General features: G+C 74.1%; 12 protein-coding genes. 3 read left to right on the top strand and 9 right to left on the bottom strand.

Going from position 1 to position 16,480, the window contains the following annotated elements:
- Positions 1-17 precede the first annotated feature (17 nt).
- The 3 genes from AC07AW_RS38495 to AC07AW_RS38485 form a co-directional block, all read right to left on the bottom strand.
- Positions 18-1,286 carry an ATP-grasp domain-containing protein gene (locus tag AC07AW_RS38495; protein ID WP_478820108.1) on the bottom strand — a complete coding sequence of 423 codons (1,269 nt, stop codon included), beginning with the start codon at positions 1,284-1,286 and terminating at the stop codon, positions 18-20.
- Positions 1,283-2,533 (bottom strand): ATP-grasp domain-containing protein, encoded by a 1,251-nt coding sequence (locus AC07AW_RS38490; protein ID WP_478820107.1) that lies wholly within the window; start codon positions 2,531-2,533, stop codon positions 1,283-1,285. The genes AC07AW_RS38495 and AC07AW_RS38490 overlap by 4 nt, the downstream gene beginning before the upstream one ends.
- Positions 2,534-2,743: 210 nt before the next feature.
- Positions 2,744-3,664 (bottom strand): GNAT family N-acetyltransferase, encoded by a 921-nt coding sequence (locus tag AC07AW_RS38485; RefSeq protein ID WP_478820106.1) that lies wholly within the window; start codon positions 3,662-3,664, stop codon positions 2,744-2,746.
- 583 nt (positions 3,665-4,247) lie between these two features.
- Between AC07AW_RS38485 and AC07AW_RS38480 the strand changes: the two genes are divergently transcribed.
- The 3 genes from AC07AW_RS38480 to AC07AW_RS38470 all read left to right on the top strand — a co-directional run bounded on the left by AC07AW_RS38480 (position 4,248) and on the right by AC07AW_RS38470 (position 8,522).
- On the top strand, positions 4,248-5,369 hold the full coding sequence (locus tag AC07AW_RS38480) for an aldehyde dehydrogenase family protein (protein ID WP_478820105.1): 1,122 nt from the start codon (positions 4,248-4,250) through the stop codon (positions 5,367-5,369).
- A 94-nt stretch (positions 5,370-5,463) separates the two neighbouring features.
- Positions 5,464-7,173, top strand: coding sequence for a thiamine pyrophosphate-binding protein (locus AC07AW_RS38475; protein WP_478820104.1), 1,710 nt, complete (start codon positions 5,464-5,466; stop codon positions 7,171-7,173).
- Entirely contained in the window at positions 7,170-8,522 is a 1,353-nt protein-coding gene (locus AC07AW_RS38470) for a class I adenylate-forming enzyme family protein (RefSeq protein ID WP_478820103.1), read from the top strand. Before AC07AW_RS38475 ends, AC07AW_RS38470 begins: the two co-directional genes overlap by 4 nt.
- A gap of 292 nt (positions 8,523-8,814) precedes the next feature.
- On the opposite strand, the gene AC07AW_RS38465 is transcribed toward AC07AW_RS38470, so the two are convergent.
- From AC07AW_RS38465 to asnB, 6 genes are all read right to left on the bottom strand, one after another.
- Positions 8,815-9,138, bottom strand: coding sequence for a hypothetical protein (locus AC07AW_RS38465; protein WP_478820102.1), 324 nt, complete (start codon positions 9,136-9,138; stop codon positions 8,815-8,817).
- 82 nt (positions 9,139-9,220) lie between these two features.
- The gene (locus AC07AW_RS38460; RefSeq protein ID WP_478820101.1) at positions 9,221-11,047 is read right to left on the bottom strand and encodes an NAD(P)H-dependent oxidoreductase; all 1,827 of its coding nucleotides are present in this window, start codon (positions 11,045-11,047) and stop codon (positions 9,221-9,223) included.
- A 1-nt stretch (position 11,048) separates the two neighbouring features.
- On the bottom strand, positions 11,049-12,488 hold the full coding sequence (locus AC07AW_RS38455) for a dihydroorotase (RefSeq protein ID WP_478820100.1): 1,440 nt from the start codon (positions 12,486-12,488) through the stop codon (positions 11,049-11,051).
- Positions 12,476-13,576 carry an acyl-CoA dehydrogenase family protein gene (locus AC07AW_RS38450; RefSeq protein ID WP_478820174.1) on the bottom strand — a complete coding sequence of 367 codons (1,101 nt, stop codon included), beginning with the start codon at positions 13,574-13,576 and terminating at the stop codon, positions 12,476-12,478. The genes AC07AW_RS38455 and AC07AW_RS38450 overlap by 13 nt, the downstream gene beginning before the upstream one ends.
- On the bottom strand, positions 13,573-14,634 hold the full coding sequence (locus tag AC07AW_RS38445) for a PrpF domain-containing protein (protein ID WP_478820099.1): 1,062 nt from the start codon (positions 14,632-14,634) through the stop codon (positions 13,573-13,575). Before AC07AW_RS38445 ends, AC07AW_RS38450 begins: the two co-directional genes overlap by 4 nt.
- The gene (gene asnB / locus AC07AW_RS38440; protein WP_478820098.1) at positions 14,631-16,472 is read right to left on the bottom strand and encodes an asparagine synthase (glutamine-hydrolyzing); all 1,842 of its coding nucleotides are present in this window, start codon (positions 16,470-16,472) and stop codon (positions 14,631-14,633) included. Before asnB ends, AC07AW_RS38445 begins: the two co-directional genes overlap by 4 nt.
- Positions 16,473-16,480 lie beyond the last annotated feature (8 nt).

The raw sequence follows: 16,480 nt of genomic DNA, 5'->3' as shown, positions 1-16,480 counted from the left end.
TTCGGCGGGGTCATCGGTCAGGCGGCCAGGGCCGGCGCGTCCGCGGCCGCCGGCTCGACGTCGATGCGGATCTCCTCGCGCACCAGGCGTTCGCACAGCTCCACCGCGCTGTCGGTGTCGGCGGCCGTGGCCACGACGCTGCCGAGGCGGTCCCAGTTGTCGTTCAGGGGACGTACGGTGTCCCCCGCGCGGACGGAGACCTGGGCGGCCAGCACGTCCGGCCGGGCCCGGACGGCCTCCACTCCCGACACGGCGGTGACGGTGCCCGGCTCGCGCAGCACGACCCGCATCACGGCGGCCCCCTTCGGTGCCGGCGCCTCGGCGAGCGGCTCGGTGAGCCCGAGCGGCCAGGCGGCCCCGTAGGCGATCATGTCGACGCCGTACGCGGCCTCGACGAGCTCCACGATGTTGTCGCCGCCCAGCCGGTTGTGGGACTCGATGACGACCGGGCCGCGCGAGGAGAGCCGGATCTCGGTGTGGCTGGGACCGTCGGTGACGCCCATGGCGGTCAGGAAGTCCTCGACGGCGCCGGTCAGCCGCTCCCGGTCGGGATCGGACAGCCGGGCGGGCACGGCGTGCCCGAGCTCGACGAAGTGCTCCTCCGACGTCAGCTTCTCGGTGACGGCGACGACGACGTGGCGGCCGGCGAAGCTCAGGGCCTCGACGCTGAACTCCGGTCCGTCGATGTAGGACTCCATCAGGAAGCCGTCGACGGTGAACATGGTCGAGCCCCGGTCGGTCCGGCCGCCGTCCAGCTCCTGGACGCGCGCCCACACCCGGTCCAGGTCCTCCGGGCCCTCGGCGCGCAGCAGACCGAAGCCGGCGGTCGTCGAGACGGGCTTGAGGATGAACGGGAAGCCGGCCCGCTCGCCGAAGGCGTCGAGCGAGGCCCGGTCCTCCACCAGGGCGGCGTGGGGCACCGGAAGACCCCGCTCGGCGAGGTGGCGGCGCATCAGCCACTTGTCGCGCATGCGACGGCTCACCTCGTAGCGGCGGCCGTCGGTCAGTTCGAACAGGTCGCCCAGCCGGCTCGCCGGGTTCAGACCGGGTTCGGTGAGCGAGACCACGGCGTCCACGCCGTAGACCGCGCGGGCCGCCTCGGCGAAGGGCCGTACGACGTCCCATTCGGTGTAGTCGACGACGAGCAGCACGTCGGCGGCGCGCGTCTGGTACTCGGTGACCTTGTCGGGGTGCTGAATCAGGACGATCTTGACGCCGAGCGCGGTGAAGCGCTCCACATGGGCGTCGACGCCGCCGATCAGCAGGACGGTCTTGGCGTTGCTCATGAGAGGGATCCCTTCGGGGCGGCGAGCACGGCGTCGCGGACGTCCGCGCGCAGCAGTCCGCGGACGCGGGCGATGCGGTCGGCGGCCTCGGCGGGGGACTCGGCGTCGACGACGGCGTAGCCGTGGCGGGTGAACGAGCTGGTGGTGGGCGGCAGTTCGTCCCCGGGGGAGAAGGGGAAGTGCACCGCCTGGACGTAGGGCAGCGCGCGGACGGCGTCGAGGCCCTCGACGGACTCCAGCCGGCCTGCGGAGAGGAAGAAGAATCCGACGGACGCGGTGTGCCGGGGGGTGGGCGGCTCGACCGGCTCCCCGGCGAGGGTGCGGAAGATCGCCGCCTCGATGTCGTAGTCGGAGGCGGTCTCGATGAGCAGCGGGATCCGGTCCCCGCCCAGCCGGGTCTGGGACTCGACGATGCGCGGGCCGCGCGGCGTGAGGATGACCTCGGTGTGCGCGGGGCCGAAGCGGTAGCCGGCCAGGTCGAGCAGCCCGGTCACCACCGCGTGGATCGCGGTCCGCTCGTCCTGCCCGAGCGGGGCCGGGTGGACGTGCGAGGTCTCGACGAAGAAGGGGGCGCCGGTGGTGTGCTTGGCCGTGATGCCGATGACGTGGTGCACGCCGTCGGCGGAGAGGGTCTCCACGCTGAACTCGGGGCCCTGGAGGTACTCCTCGACCAGGTACGGCCCCGCGAGACCGGCCTCCGTGACGCGGTCCGTCCATTCCTCCAGGTCCGCCGCGTCGCGGATCAGGGCGACGCCGCGGCTGCCGGAGGCCCGGGCGGGCTTGACGACGACGGGCGGCGGCAGCCGGTCCAGGGCGGCCGAGACCTCCTCCACGGTCCCGGCGGACTCCGCGCGGACGACCGAGAGCCCGTGCTCGGCGAGGAGCGCGCGCATCGCGGCCTTGTCGTTGAGGACGGTGACGGCGGAGGCCGGGTTCGGGGAGACGCCGAGCGCCTCGGCCTCGGCGACGGCCGGCGGCATCGACTCCTCGGCCCCCAGGTGGAGGACCGTGCCGATGCCGTGGGCGCGCACCGTCCTCGCGATGAGCGCACGCAGGCCGGCCTCGTCGGAGAAGTCCGTCAGCAGCAGCTCCTGGGCGTGCTCGGCGACCTCGTCGAGGTACTCCCGCTCGCGCAGCGCCGGGTCCCAGATCGCCCAGACCTCGAAGCCCGCCTCGGCGGCCTTGCGGACGAACTGGCTGTAGGGCATCACCATCAGCAGTCGCCTGGGTGCGCCGGTGGGGGTCATGAAGGGCTCCGTTCTGGTACCGACCGGTCTGGACGGGCGGGTGAAAGGTCCGCGCGCGGCGGCGACTTCACGAAGAAGGGCCGACGGGGCGCCGACCGCTTCCGGCACGGGGGCGGGTCGGTATCGTTGCGTCAGATGTCGGGGGCGGGACTCGGTCGGGAGTGCTGCCCGTGTCAGGTCGGCGTCCGTACGGGAGCGGGCGTCGGTCGGTCAGTCCGTGTCGGCTCTGCGGAAGCGGGTGACGACGCGTGCGCCCTGAACACGGAGCACGTGTCCGAGCCCCTCGTGGTCGTTCAGGTCGCCCGAGTCCAGGGTGACCAGTGCCCGGGTGGCGCCCAGACCGCGCAGTTCGGCGAGGACGGCGGTGAGCAGGGCGAGGCCGATGCCGAGCCCGCGGAAGGCGGGTGCGACACCGAGGTCCAGGACGCGGCCTTCTCCGGCGACGGTCCGGGCCAGTGCGTAGCCGACCGGGCGGCCGGACACCTCGAGCAGCAGCGTCACGCCGCCGGACTCGCGCAGTCGCCGCAGGCCCGCGCGGAAGGCGGCCGGCTCCTCGGCCTTGGGGCCCTTGGACAGGCTGCGCAGGTGCAGGGCGTGCAGGGTGCCCTCGTCCTCCGCGCCGGCCTGCCGGATGACTCCGCCATCGGGAAGCAACGGCGGCAACAGCGGGACCGTCAGATCGATGTCGTACCGCCCCAGGGCGGCACTGCGGATGAACCCCGCCTCCTTCAGGACGGACGGGATCACCGAGTCGCCGTGCAGCACGCCGCCGACGGTGACGGCGTACGGCTTGCCGCGCTCGACGGAGAGCTCGTCGGCGCGGTCGAGCATCAGGCACAGCAGGGTGCGTGCCGCGCTCTCGCTGTGCCGACCCGGAAGGGCGGTCAGCGCGGCGTCGAGGATGTCGCCGCAGGGAGTCATCGCCGCCCAGGCGAGCACCTCGTCGCCGGGGCCGGTCAGACACCAGCTGTTCTCTGCGCAAGCGGGACGGCTGGTCTCCAGAAGGACGTCCTCCCGGGTGCAGGTGGCCACTCCCGTGATGTTCTCCTCGTAGGAGCGCACCAGCCGGACCAGGCTGTCCAGCGGGAGGTCGGCCGGTCGCCGGATGGCGAGCTGTCCGTGCGGGGTCATGTCTCGTGCCCCCCTTTCCTGGGGGAGTCGGGTCCGGCGGTCGGGCCGGAGCGGTTCTCGTGCCGACGCCGGGTCGGCGGCGTCGGTCGTGGCCGAGTTCAGACGAGCGCGGGCAGGACATCCCCGCGGAGCGCCGGAAGCAGAAATCCGGAATCCAGAACGACCGCGGAAGGGAATGCGCCGAAACAGAATTCGCTTCTCTTCACAGCGCTCCTCCTCTCTCACCGGCCGTCTGGATTCCGGCGCCGGTACGGGGGTGTCCCGACGTAGTCCTGGATGCTACTGGCCGTCCATCCGGCGTCGTTCTCCGAGAATGCGCAGTGGATTCGACCGGTTCGGAAGAGAGCACGGACCGAGATGCGTGACGGCTTCGGCGCAAGAGACGCTGACCCCCGCGCCCGAGGTACACGGGCAGGTGCAAGGGGGTACGCACATGCGCAGCGACGTCATCGGGACAGGGCTGGGGTCGGCGTTCCCGGACGGTTCCACGGACTGGCCGGCACCCCTTCCAAGATCGTTTCCCGTGGCGGCGGACGCTCTTGTTCCCGGGATTGTCGACGTGCTCCAGCGACACCGGCGGGAATTGCATTCCGTACTCACCCGTGTCGCCACCGCGCAGGCCGCCACCGACGAACAGTTCCGTTCCCTGCGCGCCCTCTCCGGAGCCCCCTGGGAACTGCTGCGGAACATCCCGCGACGGCTCGGCCGGCTCGCGACCTTCCTGCCGTCCAACAATCTGCTGTACTCCTACATCCTGTTCGGTGTGATCCCGTCGCTCTACAGCGACGAGGTCCGCATCCGGCCGTCGGCCCGGGTCGCGCCCGCCGCCATGGCCGTGCACGAGATCCTCGGGCCGCACCTGCGCGATCTGGGCGGCGGACGGATCGTCATGGCTCCTGTCTCGCAGCGCGATTTCCTCGCCGACTGCGTCCGCTCCGACGCCGTCGTCTTCACCGGCCGGCCGGACAACGGCGAAGCGGTCGCCGCCCGCCTGCCCGGCGACGCCCTGCTGCTCACCTTCGGGTCCGGGCCCAACCCGGTGGTGGTCGGCCCCGAGGCCGACCCCGACGCCGTCTGCCGCACCGTGCTCGACGCCCGGCTGTACAACTCGGGCCAGGACTGCCTGTGCACCGACATCGTCTTCGTCCACCGCTCGCTCGTCCGCGAGATCGTGCCCCGGCTCGCCGACTCGCTCGCCGAGGTCCGCGTCGGCGACCGCCGCGACCCCGCCACCCGGGTCGCGCCGCTCGTCTATCCCGACGCGGTGGAGGACGCGGCCGGATTCCTCTCGGCGCACCGCGAGTTCACGGTCCGCGGCGGCCGGGTGGACGTGGCGCGGCACGTCGTCGAGCCCACGTTGCTCCACCTGCCGTGGCAGGACGCGTTCCACCCCCCGGAGTTCTTCTCCCCGGTCGTCCTCACCATGGAGTACGACGACCCCCGACAGGTCGTCCGCTGGCTGCACTCCGCCGAGGAGACCGCCCGTGGCATGTACGTCTCGGTCTTCGGCGAGCCGGCCCTCGTCGGCACGACGCGCATCGCGACCAGCGTGGTCTGCGAGGAGCGCATCACGTTCGACGTGGAGGACGGCAACCGGCCGTTCGGCGGCTACGGGCCCCGGGCGGGCAGCGTGCGCCGCGGCGGTACCGTCGCCGGCCGCCCCCTGCTGCTGTCCGCCGAGGCCGGTATGCGGGCACGGCCGTGAAGGCCGTCCTCGGCCCGGTCACCTCTCGCCACAGCGCCGTCCTGCGCGCATCCGCCCCTTCCCGTTCCCACGATCCCGTCGAGGAGCACCAGTCGTGAGCGTGACCACCGAGAACCATCCCTGGCACGTCGCCGCCGGGACCCTTGCGGACGCCGGATGCGACGTCGTCATCGGGCTGCCCTCCGACGAGCCCGGTCTGATGGACGCCGCGGAGACCGTGCCCGGCCTGCGCGTCATCGGCGTGCGGGACCAGCGGGCGGGAGCATGCGCGGCGATCGGGCACGCCGCCGTCTCCGGGCGGCCCGCCGTCCTCGCCGTCAACTCCGGACCGAGCTTCGCCAACGCCCTCACCGGCCTCCTGGAGGCCTCCTCGCTGGGTGCCCCGGTCGTCGTCGTCACCACCCGTGTCCCCGCCCTCGGTATCGGCCGGGGCGGCTTCCAGCACACCGACCAGGCAGCCATGGCCGCGCCGCTGACCAAGTGGAGCTTCCTCGTGGAGGACCCGCGCCAGCTGATCTGGGCGCTGCGCCGTGCCGTCCACCTCGCGGTCAACGGCGCTCCCGGCGTGGTGCTGGTGGAGATCGCCGACGAGGTGCTGCGGGCCCCCGCCCCCGAGCCGCGGCCCGCCCCACCGGTGCGGCGGCTGAGGTTCGCCGCCGACGTCAAGGAGGTGCGCCGGGCCGCCGCACTGCTCGCGGCGGCCCGGCTGCCGGTGGTCGTCGCGGGCGGCGGCTGCAAGCCCGCGGGCGCCGGGCCCGCCGTACGGCACCTGGCGGAGCTGCTGGGCGCCCCCGTCTTCACCACCGCCGCCGGCCGGGGCGTCCTCGACGAGGAACACCCGCTGGCCTGCGGCCTGGTCGGCCTCTACACCACGCCTCCGGCGGACCGCCTGCTCGCCGACGCCGACGTGGTGCTCGTGATCGGCTCCCGCCTGGAGGAGACCGCCCGCATGGGATGGGAGAGCCTGGAGGACAAGACCCTCGTCCACGTCGACGTCGACCCGGCCGTCTTCCTCACCGTCCTGGAACCCGAAGTCGCGCTGCTCGGCGACGCCGCCGTGGTGGCCGGCCAGCTCGCCGACGCCTTGGAGACCGACCCTCCGGCGAAGACCGAGGCCGCCGCGATCCGCCGGGCCGCCGTCACCGCCGTACGCGAGGAAACGCGCGCCCGCCACACCGCCGCCGTGACGGACGGCCCGGAGCTGACCGTGTCCGAGGCGCTGCGGCTGCTCCAGGAATCGGTGACCCGTGACGCCACCCTCGTCCAGGAGAACGGGCTGCACGACATGTGGGGCTACCACCACCCCGTGGTGTCCGTCGGTGACCGGGCCCGGGTGATCACCCCCGGCGAGCAGACCATGGTGGGCTTCGGCCTCCCGGCGGCTGTGGGCGCCGGGCTCGCCGACCGGTCCCGGCGCACCGTCCTCGTCTGCGGCGACGGCGCGTTCGAGATGGGTCTCGCCGCACTGCCCACCGCCGCCGAGCTGGACCTCGGCCTGACCGTCCTGGTCCTGGACAACCGCGGCTACGGCTGGCCCCGCTTCGTACGCGCCGAGGAACAGGCACCCGATACCCTCACCCGCTTCACCACGCCCTCGCACACCGACGCAGCCGTCCGCGCGCTCGGCGGTCACACCGTGCGGTGCACCACCGCCGCCGAACTCGCCGCGGCCCTCGACGAGGCGGCCAAGGCCCATGCCGAGGGCCGCACCACCGTCATCACGGTGCCGGTCCGCGACACCGACGTCCCCGTGGGCGTGCGCCGCGTCTTCGACACCGCCCCGCACGCCGAGGCCGCCGCATGAGCCCCCGACAGCCGCTGCTGACGGTCGACGGCGAACACGTCCCGCCCGGCCGACTGGCCCGACTCGTCACCCGCACCACCAGGGAACTCGCCGCGGCGGGCGCCGGACCCGGACGCGCCGCGGCCCTCGCCTCCGACCACCCGCTGACCGCCGTCGTCGCCGCGCTCGCCGCCGAGGCCGCCGACGCACCCCTGCTGCTCGACGGCGCGGCCCCCGCACGCCACATCGCCCCGGCGGCCGTCGTTCACTCCACCGGTTCCGGAGAGCCCGTCGTCGCCGCGGCAGCCGCGAGCCCGCTCGGCGTCCCCGAGGAGACCGCCGCCGTCTTCTGGACCTCGGGCAGCTCCGGCGACCCCAAGGCCGTCGCCGTCTCCGCCGCCGCCCTCGCCCACCAGGCCCGCGCCACCGCCGCCCGGATGCGGGTCACGGCCGATGACCGGCTGCTGCTCCCGCTGCCGCTGCGCCACGCCTACGGCTACAGCGTGCTGCAGGTGTGGCGGGCGACCGGCGCCCACCTGTACGCCGAGTCGGGCTTCCACCTGCGCGGTGTCCTGGCCCGGATCGCGACGGAGGGCATCACCTCCCTCGACGGCGTGCCCAGCATGTACCGGATGCTCACCGCCGAGGCCGCCAAGGACCCCGCCACCGCCCTGCTGCTCGCCGGCCTGCGGATCCGCGGCTGCGGCGGCGACGTCCTCACCCCCGCCCTGTACGACGACTTCCTCGCGGCCACCGGCACACCCCTGCACGACGGCTACGGACTCAGCGAGGCAGGACCCAACGTCGCTCTCAACGCCCCCGACGACCTGCGCCGCGGCACCGTCGGGCGCCTCCTGGACGGCGTACGGGCCCGTCCGGCCGGGCCGGGCCGCGAGATCCAGATCGCGAGCCCGAGCCTGATGCTCGGCTACCTCGACCCGGTCACCGGCGGCCTCGACCGCACGGCGTTCACCGCCGACGGCTGGCTGTGCACCGGTGACACCGGCGCGGTCACCGCCGACGGCTGGCTCACCGTCGGCGGCCGGGTCAAGGAGGTCCTCGTCGTCCACGGCGAGACCGTCGCCCCCACGGTCGTGGAAGACGCCGTACGGGCCGCGGACGGAGTCGTCGACGCCGCGGTCGTCGGCGTCCGCCGCGGCGACCGGGGCGACACCGTCTGGGCCTTCGTGGAGAGCTCCGACAACGACCGGACCGCCGTGGCCGGCCGCGTCGCCGAGGCATGCCGCAGCCTTCCCCCGCACGCCCGCCCCCGTACCGTCCGTGTCCTCGCCGCCCTCCCCCGTACGAGGAGTGGCAAGTACGACCGGGTCCGTCTCCGGGCCTGGGCCTCCGACTCGGCGGCGGCATGACGACACGTAGGGAATCGAGCACGCCTGTCGCGCCGGCGGCCGCCTCCGGGGCCTGGATGGCCCTGGCCGCGCCCGCCGTGCTCGCGGCGCCCGCCGCCGTGGTCCTGTCGGCGGCGTGGGTCGCGGCGGCCTCGCCCGCCGGACCCGCCCACGCTCGCCGCGGACGCCCTCACGGGCGGCCCTGTCAGGTGGGCTGAGCCCCGCCACGGGTCGACGGACGGCGTCCTACGACCGACCGCCCGCCGGGTGACGACGTCACCCGGCGGGCGGCAGCGCCGCACCCGGTCCCCCTTCAGGGGGTGTCGGCCCCCTGCGGGGCGGGTGCGGCGACGGCCAGGACCTCGGCGACCGTCTCCGGCTCGAAGTTGACGGCGCTGGACCAGCCGCCGATGGCCAGCCGGAACCACACCGAGCTGGTGATCACACCGTCACGGTGCTGGTCCTCCACCACCTCGTCACCCGGCGACCACCCCTCGGCCTGGTACGTGACGGACGCGTCCGGCATCAGCAGACGGATGACCGGACTGTCCAGGGACGGTCCGGAACGGACGTTGGCGTCACGCCACACGGGCCCGAGCCGGACGGGCATGACACGGTATTCAGAGGACGAGAACATAAGAGCCACTCCTTGCCACCGTGCGTCCACGCGCGGTGTGTTCGACTTTCTGCCTGCGATGACGAAATCCGTGTCGGACGGATCAGGCGACGGCACCCAGGGCATTCGCCACGGCGCTGTCGCGGGCACCGCCCAGCCAGACCACCTGGGTCACCATCTCGATCAGCCGCGCCGTGTCGGGCCCGGGCTCGTCGGCGACGGAGGGCTGCGGCGGCACCTGGGAGACGGCGGCGCCCACGGGCGTCGGCCAGCCCCGCAGCGCGTGGCCTATGGTGCGCAGCGTGGTCAGCGTCGAGACCGCGCCCTGCGCGCCCGCGCCGACCGCGACCGTGCCGATGGCGCGTCCCTCCAGGTACGGCACCGGCCCGCCGATGTCGTTGACGTAGTCGAGGGCGTTCTTCAGCAGCCCCGACACGGTGGCGTGGTACGTCGGCGACACGAGGATCACGCCGTCGGCGGCGCGCAGTTCGCCGAGGAAGCCGGCCACGGCCGCGTGCGACCCGGCCAGTCCGGGCCGGTACGCGGGGAAGTCGATCTCCGCGCCGGTGAAGACACGCGCGGACGCGCCCTGTTCGGCGCACCGCTGGGCACACCATTCGGCCACCTGGTCGCAGGTGGACCCCATGCGCAGCGAGCCGCTGATCAGGACGATATGCGGTGCCATGGTGGTGGTCTCCTTCTTCGTACGGACGGTGGTCATCAGGGTTGGCGCGGCGCCCCGCTCCAGGTGACGGGACCGTGTCCGGGGGCGCCAGCCGAGGACGTCGACGACGTCGGCGTCCTTGCGCCCGGCGGACCGGATGCGGGCGTTGCGCCGCTCCTCGCCCTCTTGGTCGGCCCCCTGGTCGAGCGAGCCCTGACGGCGCGAGGCGAGGACCACGGCCGCGGCCCGGTCGACGCGCTCGCGGGCGTAGGCGGCGAGGGCGTCGGGCACCTCGGCCGCCGAGGCGAGCGCGTCGACGAGCACGGCGGCGTCCTCCAGCGCGATGTTGGCGCCCTGGCCGAGGGCCGGGACCATCGGGTGCGCCGCGTCGCCGAGGAGCGCCACCCGGCCGTCCACCCAGCGCGAGGTGGGCTCGCGGTCGTGGATGTCGGTGACGACGATGTCCTCCGGATCCGCGTCGCGCACCAGGTCGACGACGGGCGGGTGCCAGCCCTCCAAGGCGTCGAGCAGGGCCAGCCGGGCGCCGGCGGCCCCCTTGGCGGGCCACTCCCCGGCCGGCGCGGTGATCTTGGCGGTCCAGTACAGGGTGTCCCCGCCGACCGGGGCGACGAACAGCTGGACGCCGCGCCCGTTGACGACGTACCCGTGCTGCCCGAGGACGGAGCCGGTGGTCCGCCCGCGGACCGAGGTGTAGCCCTGGTAGAGCGGCGGTTCGCCGCCCAGCATCCGGGCCCGGACCGCCGAGTGGATGCCGTCGGCGCCGATCAGCGCGTCGCAGTCGACGACGTCTCCGTCGGACAGCGTCACCGCGACGTGCCCGGGGTGCCCGGTGTAGTCCGTGACGGCGGTCGCCAGGCGGACGGCCGCCCCGGCCTTGAGCGCCTCGTCGAGCAGCAGCCGGGACAGGGCGGAGCGCAGTACGGGGATCTGGGGCTCGCCCAGGATGTCGGCGGCGGCGCCGATCGGCTCCTCCGCGAGCACGGTGCCGGACGCGTCCATCAGCACCCGCACCTCGTCGCGCCGGGTGACGTGCCCGACGGCCCGCAGCCGGGCGCCGATGCGCGCGCCCAGGGCGTCGGCCGCCCGCACCCCGTTCGGATAGAGCACGAGGCCGGAGCCGCCGGCGCTGATCCGCTTCGCTCGTTCGACGACGGTGACGTCGAGACCGCGCGCGGCCATGCCCGCGGCAGCCGCGAGCCCGCCGATCCCGCCGCCCGCCACCACGACGGACCGTCTTCTGGCCATGTCATCCCTCCCGGGCGGCGAGCGCCGCCGTCTGTGTACCGTCCGCGGAAGTCCTGTCCCCGGAGGTTCCGGCCGCGGCCCTCAGCAGGCGGCCGTCGTACGCGCCGAAGGCGCCCGTGGCGGCGTCCCACACCGTGCGACCGGCCCGCAGGGTGCGCTCGACACGGCCGGTGAACGTCCAGCCCTCGTAGGCCGACCAGCCGCACTTGCTCTCCACGTCGTGCGCCGAGAGCATCCAGGGCGTGTCGGGCGCGAAGACGACCAGGTCGGCGTCGGCGCCCGCCTCGATCCGCCCCTTGCCGGGAAGCCGGAACAGTTCGGCCGGCGCCTGCGACAGGTGCCGCACCAGACGGGCCGCGGCGGTGTCCGGATCCTCCTCGGGCCACCTGCGGCGCATCCCGGTCCACACGGCGACGGCCAGCTCCTGCACGCCGGGCAGCCCCGGCGGCGAGGCGGCGACCGAGCGCGTCTTCTCGGCGACGGTGTGCGGCGCGTGATCGCTGCCCAGCGTGGTGGGCTGACCCTCCGCCAGGGCCCGCCACAGCCGGTCCTGATCCGCCTGCCCCCGGATCGACGGCGACAGCCGCGTGCGGGCGCCCAGGCGGGAGGTGTCCTTGTCGGTGAACGACAGGTGGTGGCCGGTGACCTCGAAGGTGACCGGATACCCGGCGGCCTGCGCCGCGCACACCAGATCGGCCTCCTCGGCGCTCGACAGGTGCAGGATGTGCGCCCGCGTGCCGTACCGCCGCACCAGCTCGATCACCTTGGCGACCGCGACGATGCCACCGGTGCGCGGGCGCCGCTGCTCGTACTCCAGATAGTGGCCCGGCTCACCCCACCAGGCGTCGAGGAGCGCGAACAGCCCGTCGTCCTCGGCGTGCAGGACGAGCTGCACCCCTCCCTCGGCCGCCGCGGCGAACGCCTTCTCCAGCGCCGCCGGATCGCGGACGACGGTGGGGGCCGTGTGGTGGCCGGCCATGAACACCTTGGCGCTGGTCGCCACCGCGGGGTCGAGATCCGCGAGGAGCTCGGGACGTGCCGGGTCGAGACCGATGTGGAACCGCAGGTCCACCAGCGAACGCCCCTCCACCAGACGGGCCTTGTCGAGCACCGCCTCCGGATCCAGCGTCGGGGGCACCGTGTTCGGCATGTCGAGGACGGTGGTGACACCGCCGCGGACCGCCGCCCGGCTGCCGTGCTCCCAGTCCTCCTTGTACGTCAGACCGGGCGTGCGGAAGTGCACGTGCGAGTCGACGAGCCCGGGCAGCACGTAGTGGTCGCCGGCATCGATCCGCTCCGCCGAGGCGGGCGCCGTGTCGGTGTCGGTGACGGCCGTGATCCGCCCGTCGGCGACGAGCACGTGGCCCGGGCGCACCCCGTGCGGCGTCACCAGCCTGCGGCCGCTGACCACGAGGTCGGGCGCGGGGGTCAGCCGGTCCACGTCGCCGCCACCAGATCCCGGCACAGGTCGTTGGTCGGCCCCATGAACGCGATGCCGCGCGCGTCGGCGAGCAACCGCCCGATCGGGGCGCCCTCGCGGTACCCGGCCGAGCCGAGCGTCCGTGCGACGTCGAGGCAGATCTCCTCGGCGGCCACACTCGCGTGGAGCTTGCTGTGCAGCGTGGTCAGGCCCGGAGCGGCCGAAGTCCGCGCACCGGCCCCGGCCACGACGGCCCGCGCCGTCTCGACCCGGGTCGCCAGGTCCACCAGCCGGTGCCGCACGCCGGGCAGGTCCAGCAGACCGTGCCCCTTCGCGTGACGGACGGCCAGGTCGAACGCGGCCTGGGCGATGCCGACGGACACCGCGCCGAGGCTGGCACCCGACTCCCGGACCCCCGCGATGACCGACGCGGCCCCGCCGGCCGGACCGAGCCGGTCCGCGTCCGTGACGACACAGCCGTCCAGGGCGATCAACCCGGTCGCCGAGCCCCGCATGCCGGCGAGGTCCAGACCGAGATCCGGTACGAGCCCGGGATTGCCGGCCTCGACCAGGAAGAACGTCTGACCGTCCGCCCCGTATCCCGTCCCGGTGTCGGTCGGGCGCGCCGTCTGCACCAGGACCAGATAGAGATCGGCGACCCCGGCCCCGGTCGTGAACGTCTTCGAGCCGTCCAGCCGCCAGCGGCCGTCCGCGAGGCGCTCGCCGCCACTGGCCAGGTTCCGCTTGGCCGCCCCGGCGCCGGTCTCGCTCCACGCGGAGGCGGCGAGCCACGTGCCGTCGGCCAGCCGCGGCAGCCAGCGCTCCCGCTGCTCCTCGGTGCCCCACTCGGAGATCCGGGCGCTCACGGCGAAATGCTGGAACGCGATGATCGCCACCGACGGGTTGACCTGGGCGATCTCCTCGACGACGCGGTTGACCGCCACGGCGTCCCCGCCCGAGCCACCGTGGCGGACCGGAACGGCCGTACCGAGCAGGCCGCTCGCGCGCAGCGCCGCCAGCACCTCGCGGTCCGGCTCGCCGGCATGATCGGTCTTGTCGGCGGAATCGGACAGCCGGGCACGCAGCCCGGCCGTCAGCAGCGGCCTCATGCCGCCCCCGACAGAGCCAGACATTGGGCGACCTCCTCGAATTGCAGATGGCTCAGGGGCGCCAGGACGAACGACCCCTGGAAGGTGACGTGCTTGCGCGCGACGGTCGCCCACAGCAGGGCGCCCTCGTCCCCGGTGCTCCCGGGGACCGTGGTCACCGCGGTGACGGCCGTCCGTCCGCCGGGCGTGGAGATGTCGATCAGGCCGGTGTCGGCCCCGTTCTCGCGGGCGATGCTCCAGGGCACGGTGCCGGGGATCCGCACCGCGGTGCCGAGGCAGACGACACCGGTCAGGGCGATCGACGGATGCCAGCGCGGCACGGTCACGGCACGGGCCGCGATCCCGCCGTCCTCGGACGGCAGCACGGCCGCGATCTTGGGAAAGGCCCCGCCGCGGGGCCAGCCGAGACGGTCGGCGGCGGCGCCCCGGATCGACTCCAGCCGGCCGAGCAGCTCGTCGCCCGCGGCGAACAGGGCGGCCTGGTCGGGCACTCCGAGGGCGCGCGCGTCCACGAACGCGTACGCGTTGGCGCTGTTGACGAGCGAGACGTCCACCCGCTCGCCGTCGGCCTCCAGCGTGGTACGGGGCCGGCCGGCGGGCAGCAGGTCGCCGAAGGGAACCGGGGACGCCTGGACGAAGGTGACGGTGAAACCGGCCCCGTCCCGCTCGACCCGGTCGACCTCGCACACCACGCTGTCCCCGTTGTTGAGGACCTGCACACGGATCCGCGCACCCGGCACCAGACGGGGCAGCGTCCCCGAACGCGAGGCGGCCACCACCGCCGACAGGATCGAGTGACCGCACGAGCCGCGCAGGTCGAACCGGTCCGGAGCACCCGGAAGCGCCTGGACGAAGCGGTAGTCGAGGTCGAACATCGGATGCGCGGACGGTTCGACCAGAGCGATCTTCAGTACATGGGCCCCGCCCGCGTCGACCAGATAGCGGCGGGCCTCCGCGAGGTGCGCGAGCAGCGCCTCCTCGTCACGCGGGAGCCGCGTGGCGTCCAGCACGAACGTCGGGCAGGGGCTGCCCGACGCGTACGCGAGGTGCCCGATCACGCCGCCACCGCCAGCGGCCTCGTCGCGCCCGGCGGAACCCCGGCCGCGCCGAGGCGCCGCACGGAACGCCGGAACTGCTCCTCCCACACCTCGTGCACGAGCAGCGCCCACAGGGCCAGCGACGCGGTGTCGTCGGGCCGGTCGGCCTGCGCGGCGAACAGGGCGTCGACGGCTCGTCCGTCCAGCCGCCCGGCGGCCGAGATCCGGCCCGGCGCCAGCAGGTCCCGGGCGTACTCCCACAAGGAGGTGCCGGGCCGCAGCATCGCCGTCACCGGCAGGGTGAACGGCTGCTTGGGACGGGACAGCACCCGGTCCGGCAGCAGTCCGGCCGCCGCGGCGTAGAGGGTCCGCTTGACCTGACCGCCATGGATCCGCTGATGGTCGGTGAGCGCCCGACCCAGGGCCACGACCGACCGCTGGCAGAACGGCACCCGGGCCTCCACCGAGGAGGCCATGCTCAGATGGTCGACGCGCCGGAGGTGGTAGGCGGGCAGACGGTAGTCCAGCTCGAACCGGGTGATGCGGTCGAGGACCGTACCGGGGCCGTGGAGCAGATCGTCCCGGGCCGCCGCGGGCAGCGCCGGATCCGTGGCGACATGGGCCCGGTAGGCCTCGGTGTACAGCCCGTTCCGCACGGCCGCGGGTGCCGCGGACAGGGCGTCCAGGTAGCCCTGCGACCAGTCCGCGCCCGCGGCGTCCCGCTCGGCCGCGACCCGCATCCGCTCGTACCCGCCGAACACCTCGTCGGCGGCGTCGCCCGTGAGGGCGACCGTGAAGCCCGCGTCACGGACCGCCCGGAACAGGGCGAACGTGCTGAGCGCGATCGGGTCGGCGTTCGGCTGCCCCAGGTGCCACACCGTGTCCTCGAGGAGCGCGGGGAAGGCGGCCGGGTCGATCTCCACCTGATGGTGCGTCGCCCCGGCGCGCTCGGCGACCTCGCGGGCGAAGTGCCGTTCGTCGAACGGCCAGGCACCCCGGTAGGCGATGTTGAACGTGTGCACCGGCCCGCGTTCGGCCGCGAGCGCCGTGACCAGACTGGAGTCCAGGCCGCCGGAGGTGATCAGGGCCACCGGAACGTCCGCCACGAGCAGCCGGCCCACCTCGGACCGCAGCGTGTGCCGCACCCGCCGGGCCGCGGAGAATCCGTCACCGGCCGGTGCGCCGGACACGTCCGCCGCCCGCCGCCGCACGCGCGGGGTGCCGCCCAGCTCGCACACCCACGTCGTGCCCGGCTCCAGCACCTCCACGTCCTCGTACATGGTCCGCGTGCCGAACGGGGTACGGGTCGACAGGTACGCGTCCAGGGCGGACTCCCGCACCCGGCCGCCGATCCCGCCGAACCCGAGCAGCGCCGGCAGCTCGGAGGAGAACCGCAGGGAACGGTCCGCCGCGTCCCACCGGTAGTACAGCGGCTTCATCCCGATGTGGTCGGTGGCCAGCAGCAGACGGGGAACCTCGCCGCGCGTGTCGAGGAGCGCCAGCGCGTACATGCCGTCGAGGTGCTCGGTGAACTCCTCGCCGTACTCCAGGTAGAGGGCGGGCAGGACCGAGCCGTCGCAGCGGTCGGGAAGCGAGTGCCCCCGCGCCTCCAGCCGACGGCGCAGCTCCTCGTGGTTGTAGATCTCCCCGTTGAACACGACCTGCACCGGCCCGCCCCGGCCGTACGGCTGCTCGCCGCCGTCCAGGTCGACGACCGCGAGCCTGTTGTTGCCCAGACCCCATTCGGGTGCCTGGGACATGCCCGTGGCGTCCGGGCCCCCGTGCCGCTGGAGGGCGGCGACGGTCCGCATCTCGTGCGGCGTCGCCACCGTGTTGAAGTAGCCGAAGATCCGGCACATGGCTGCCT

Source organism: Streptomyces sp. NPDC044003, assembly GCF_056435185.1.
Note: the sequence above shows the minus strand (reverse complement) of the source record. Positions and strands in the feature narration are given on the sequence as shown.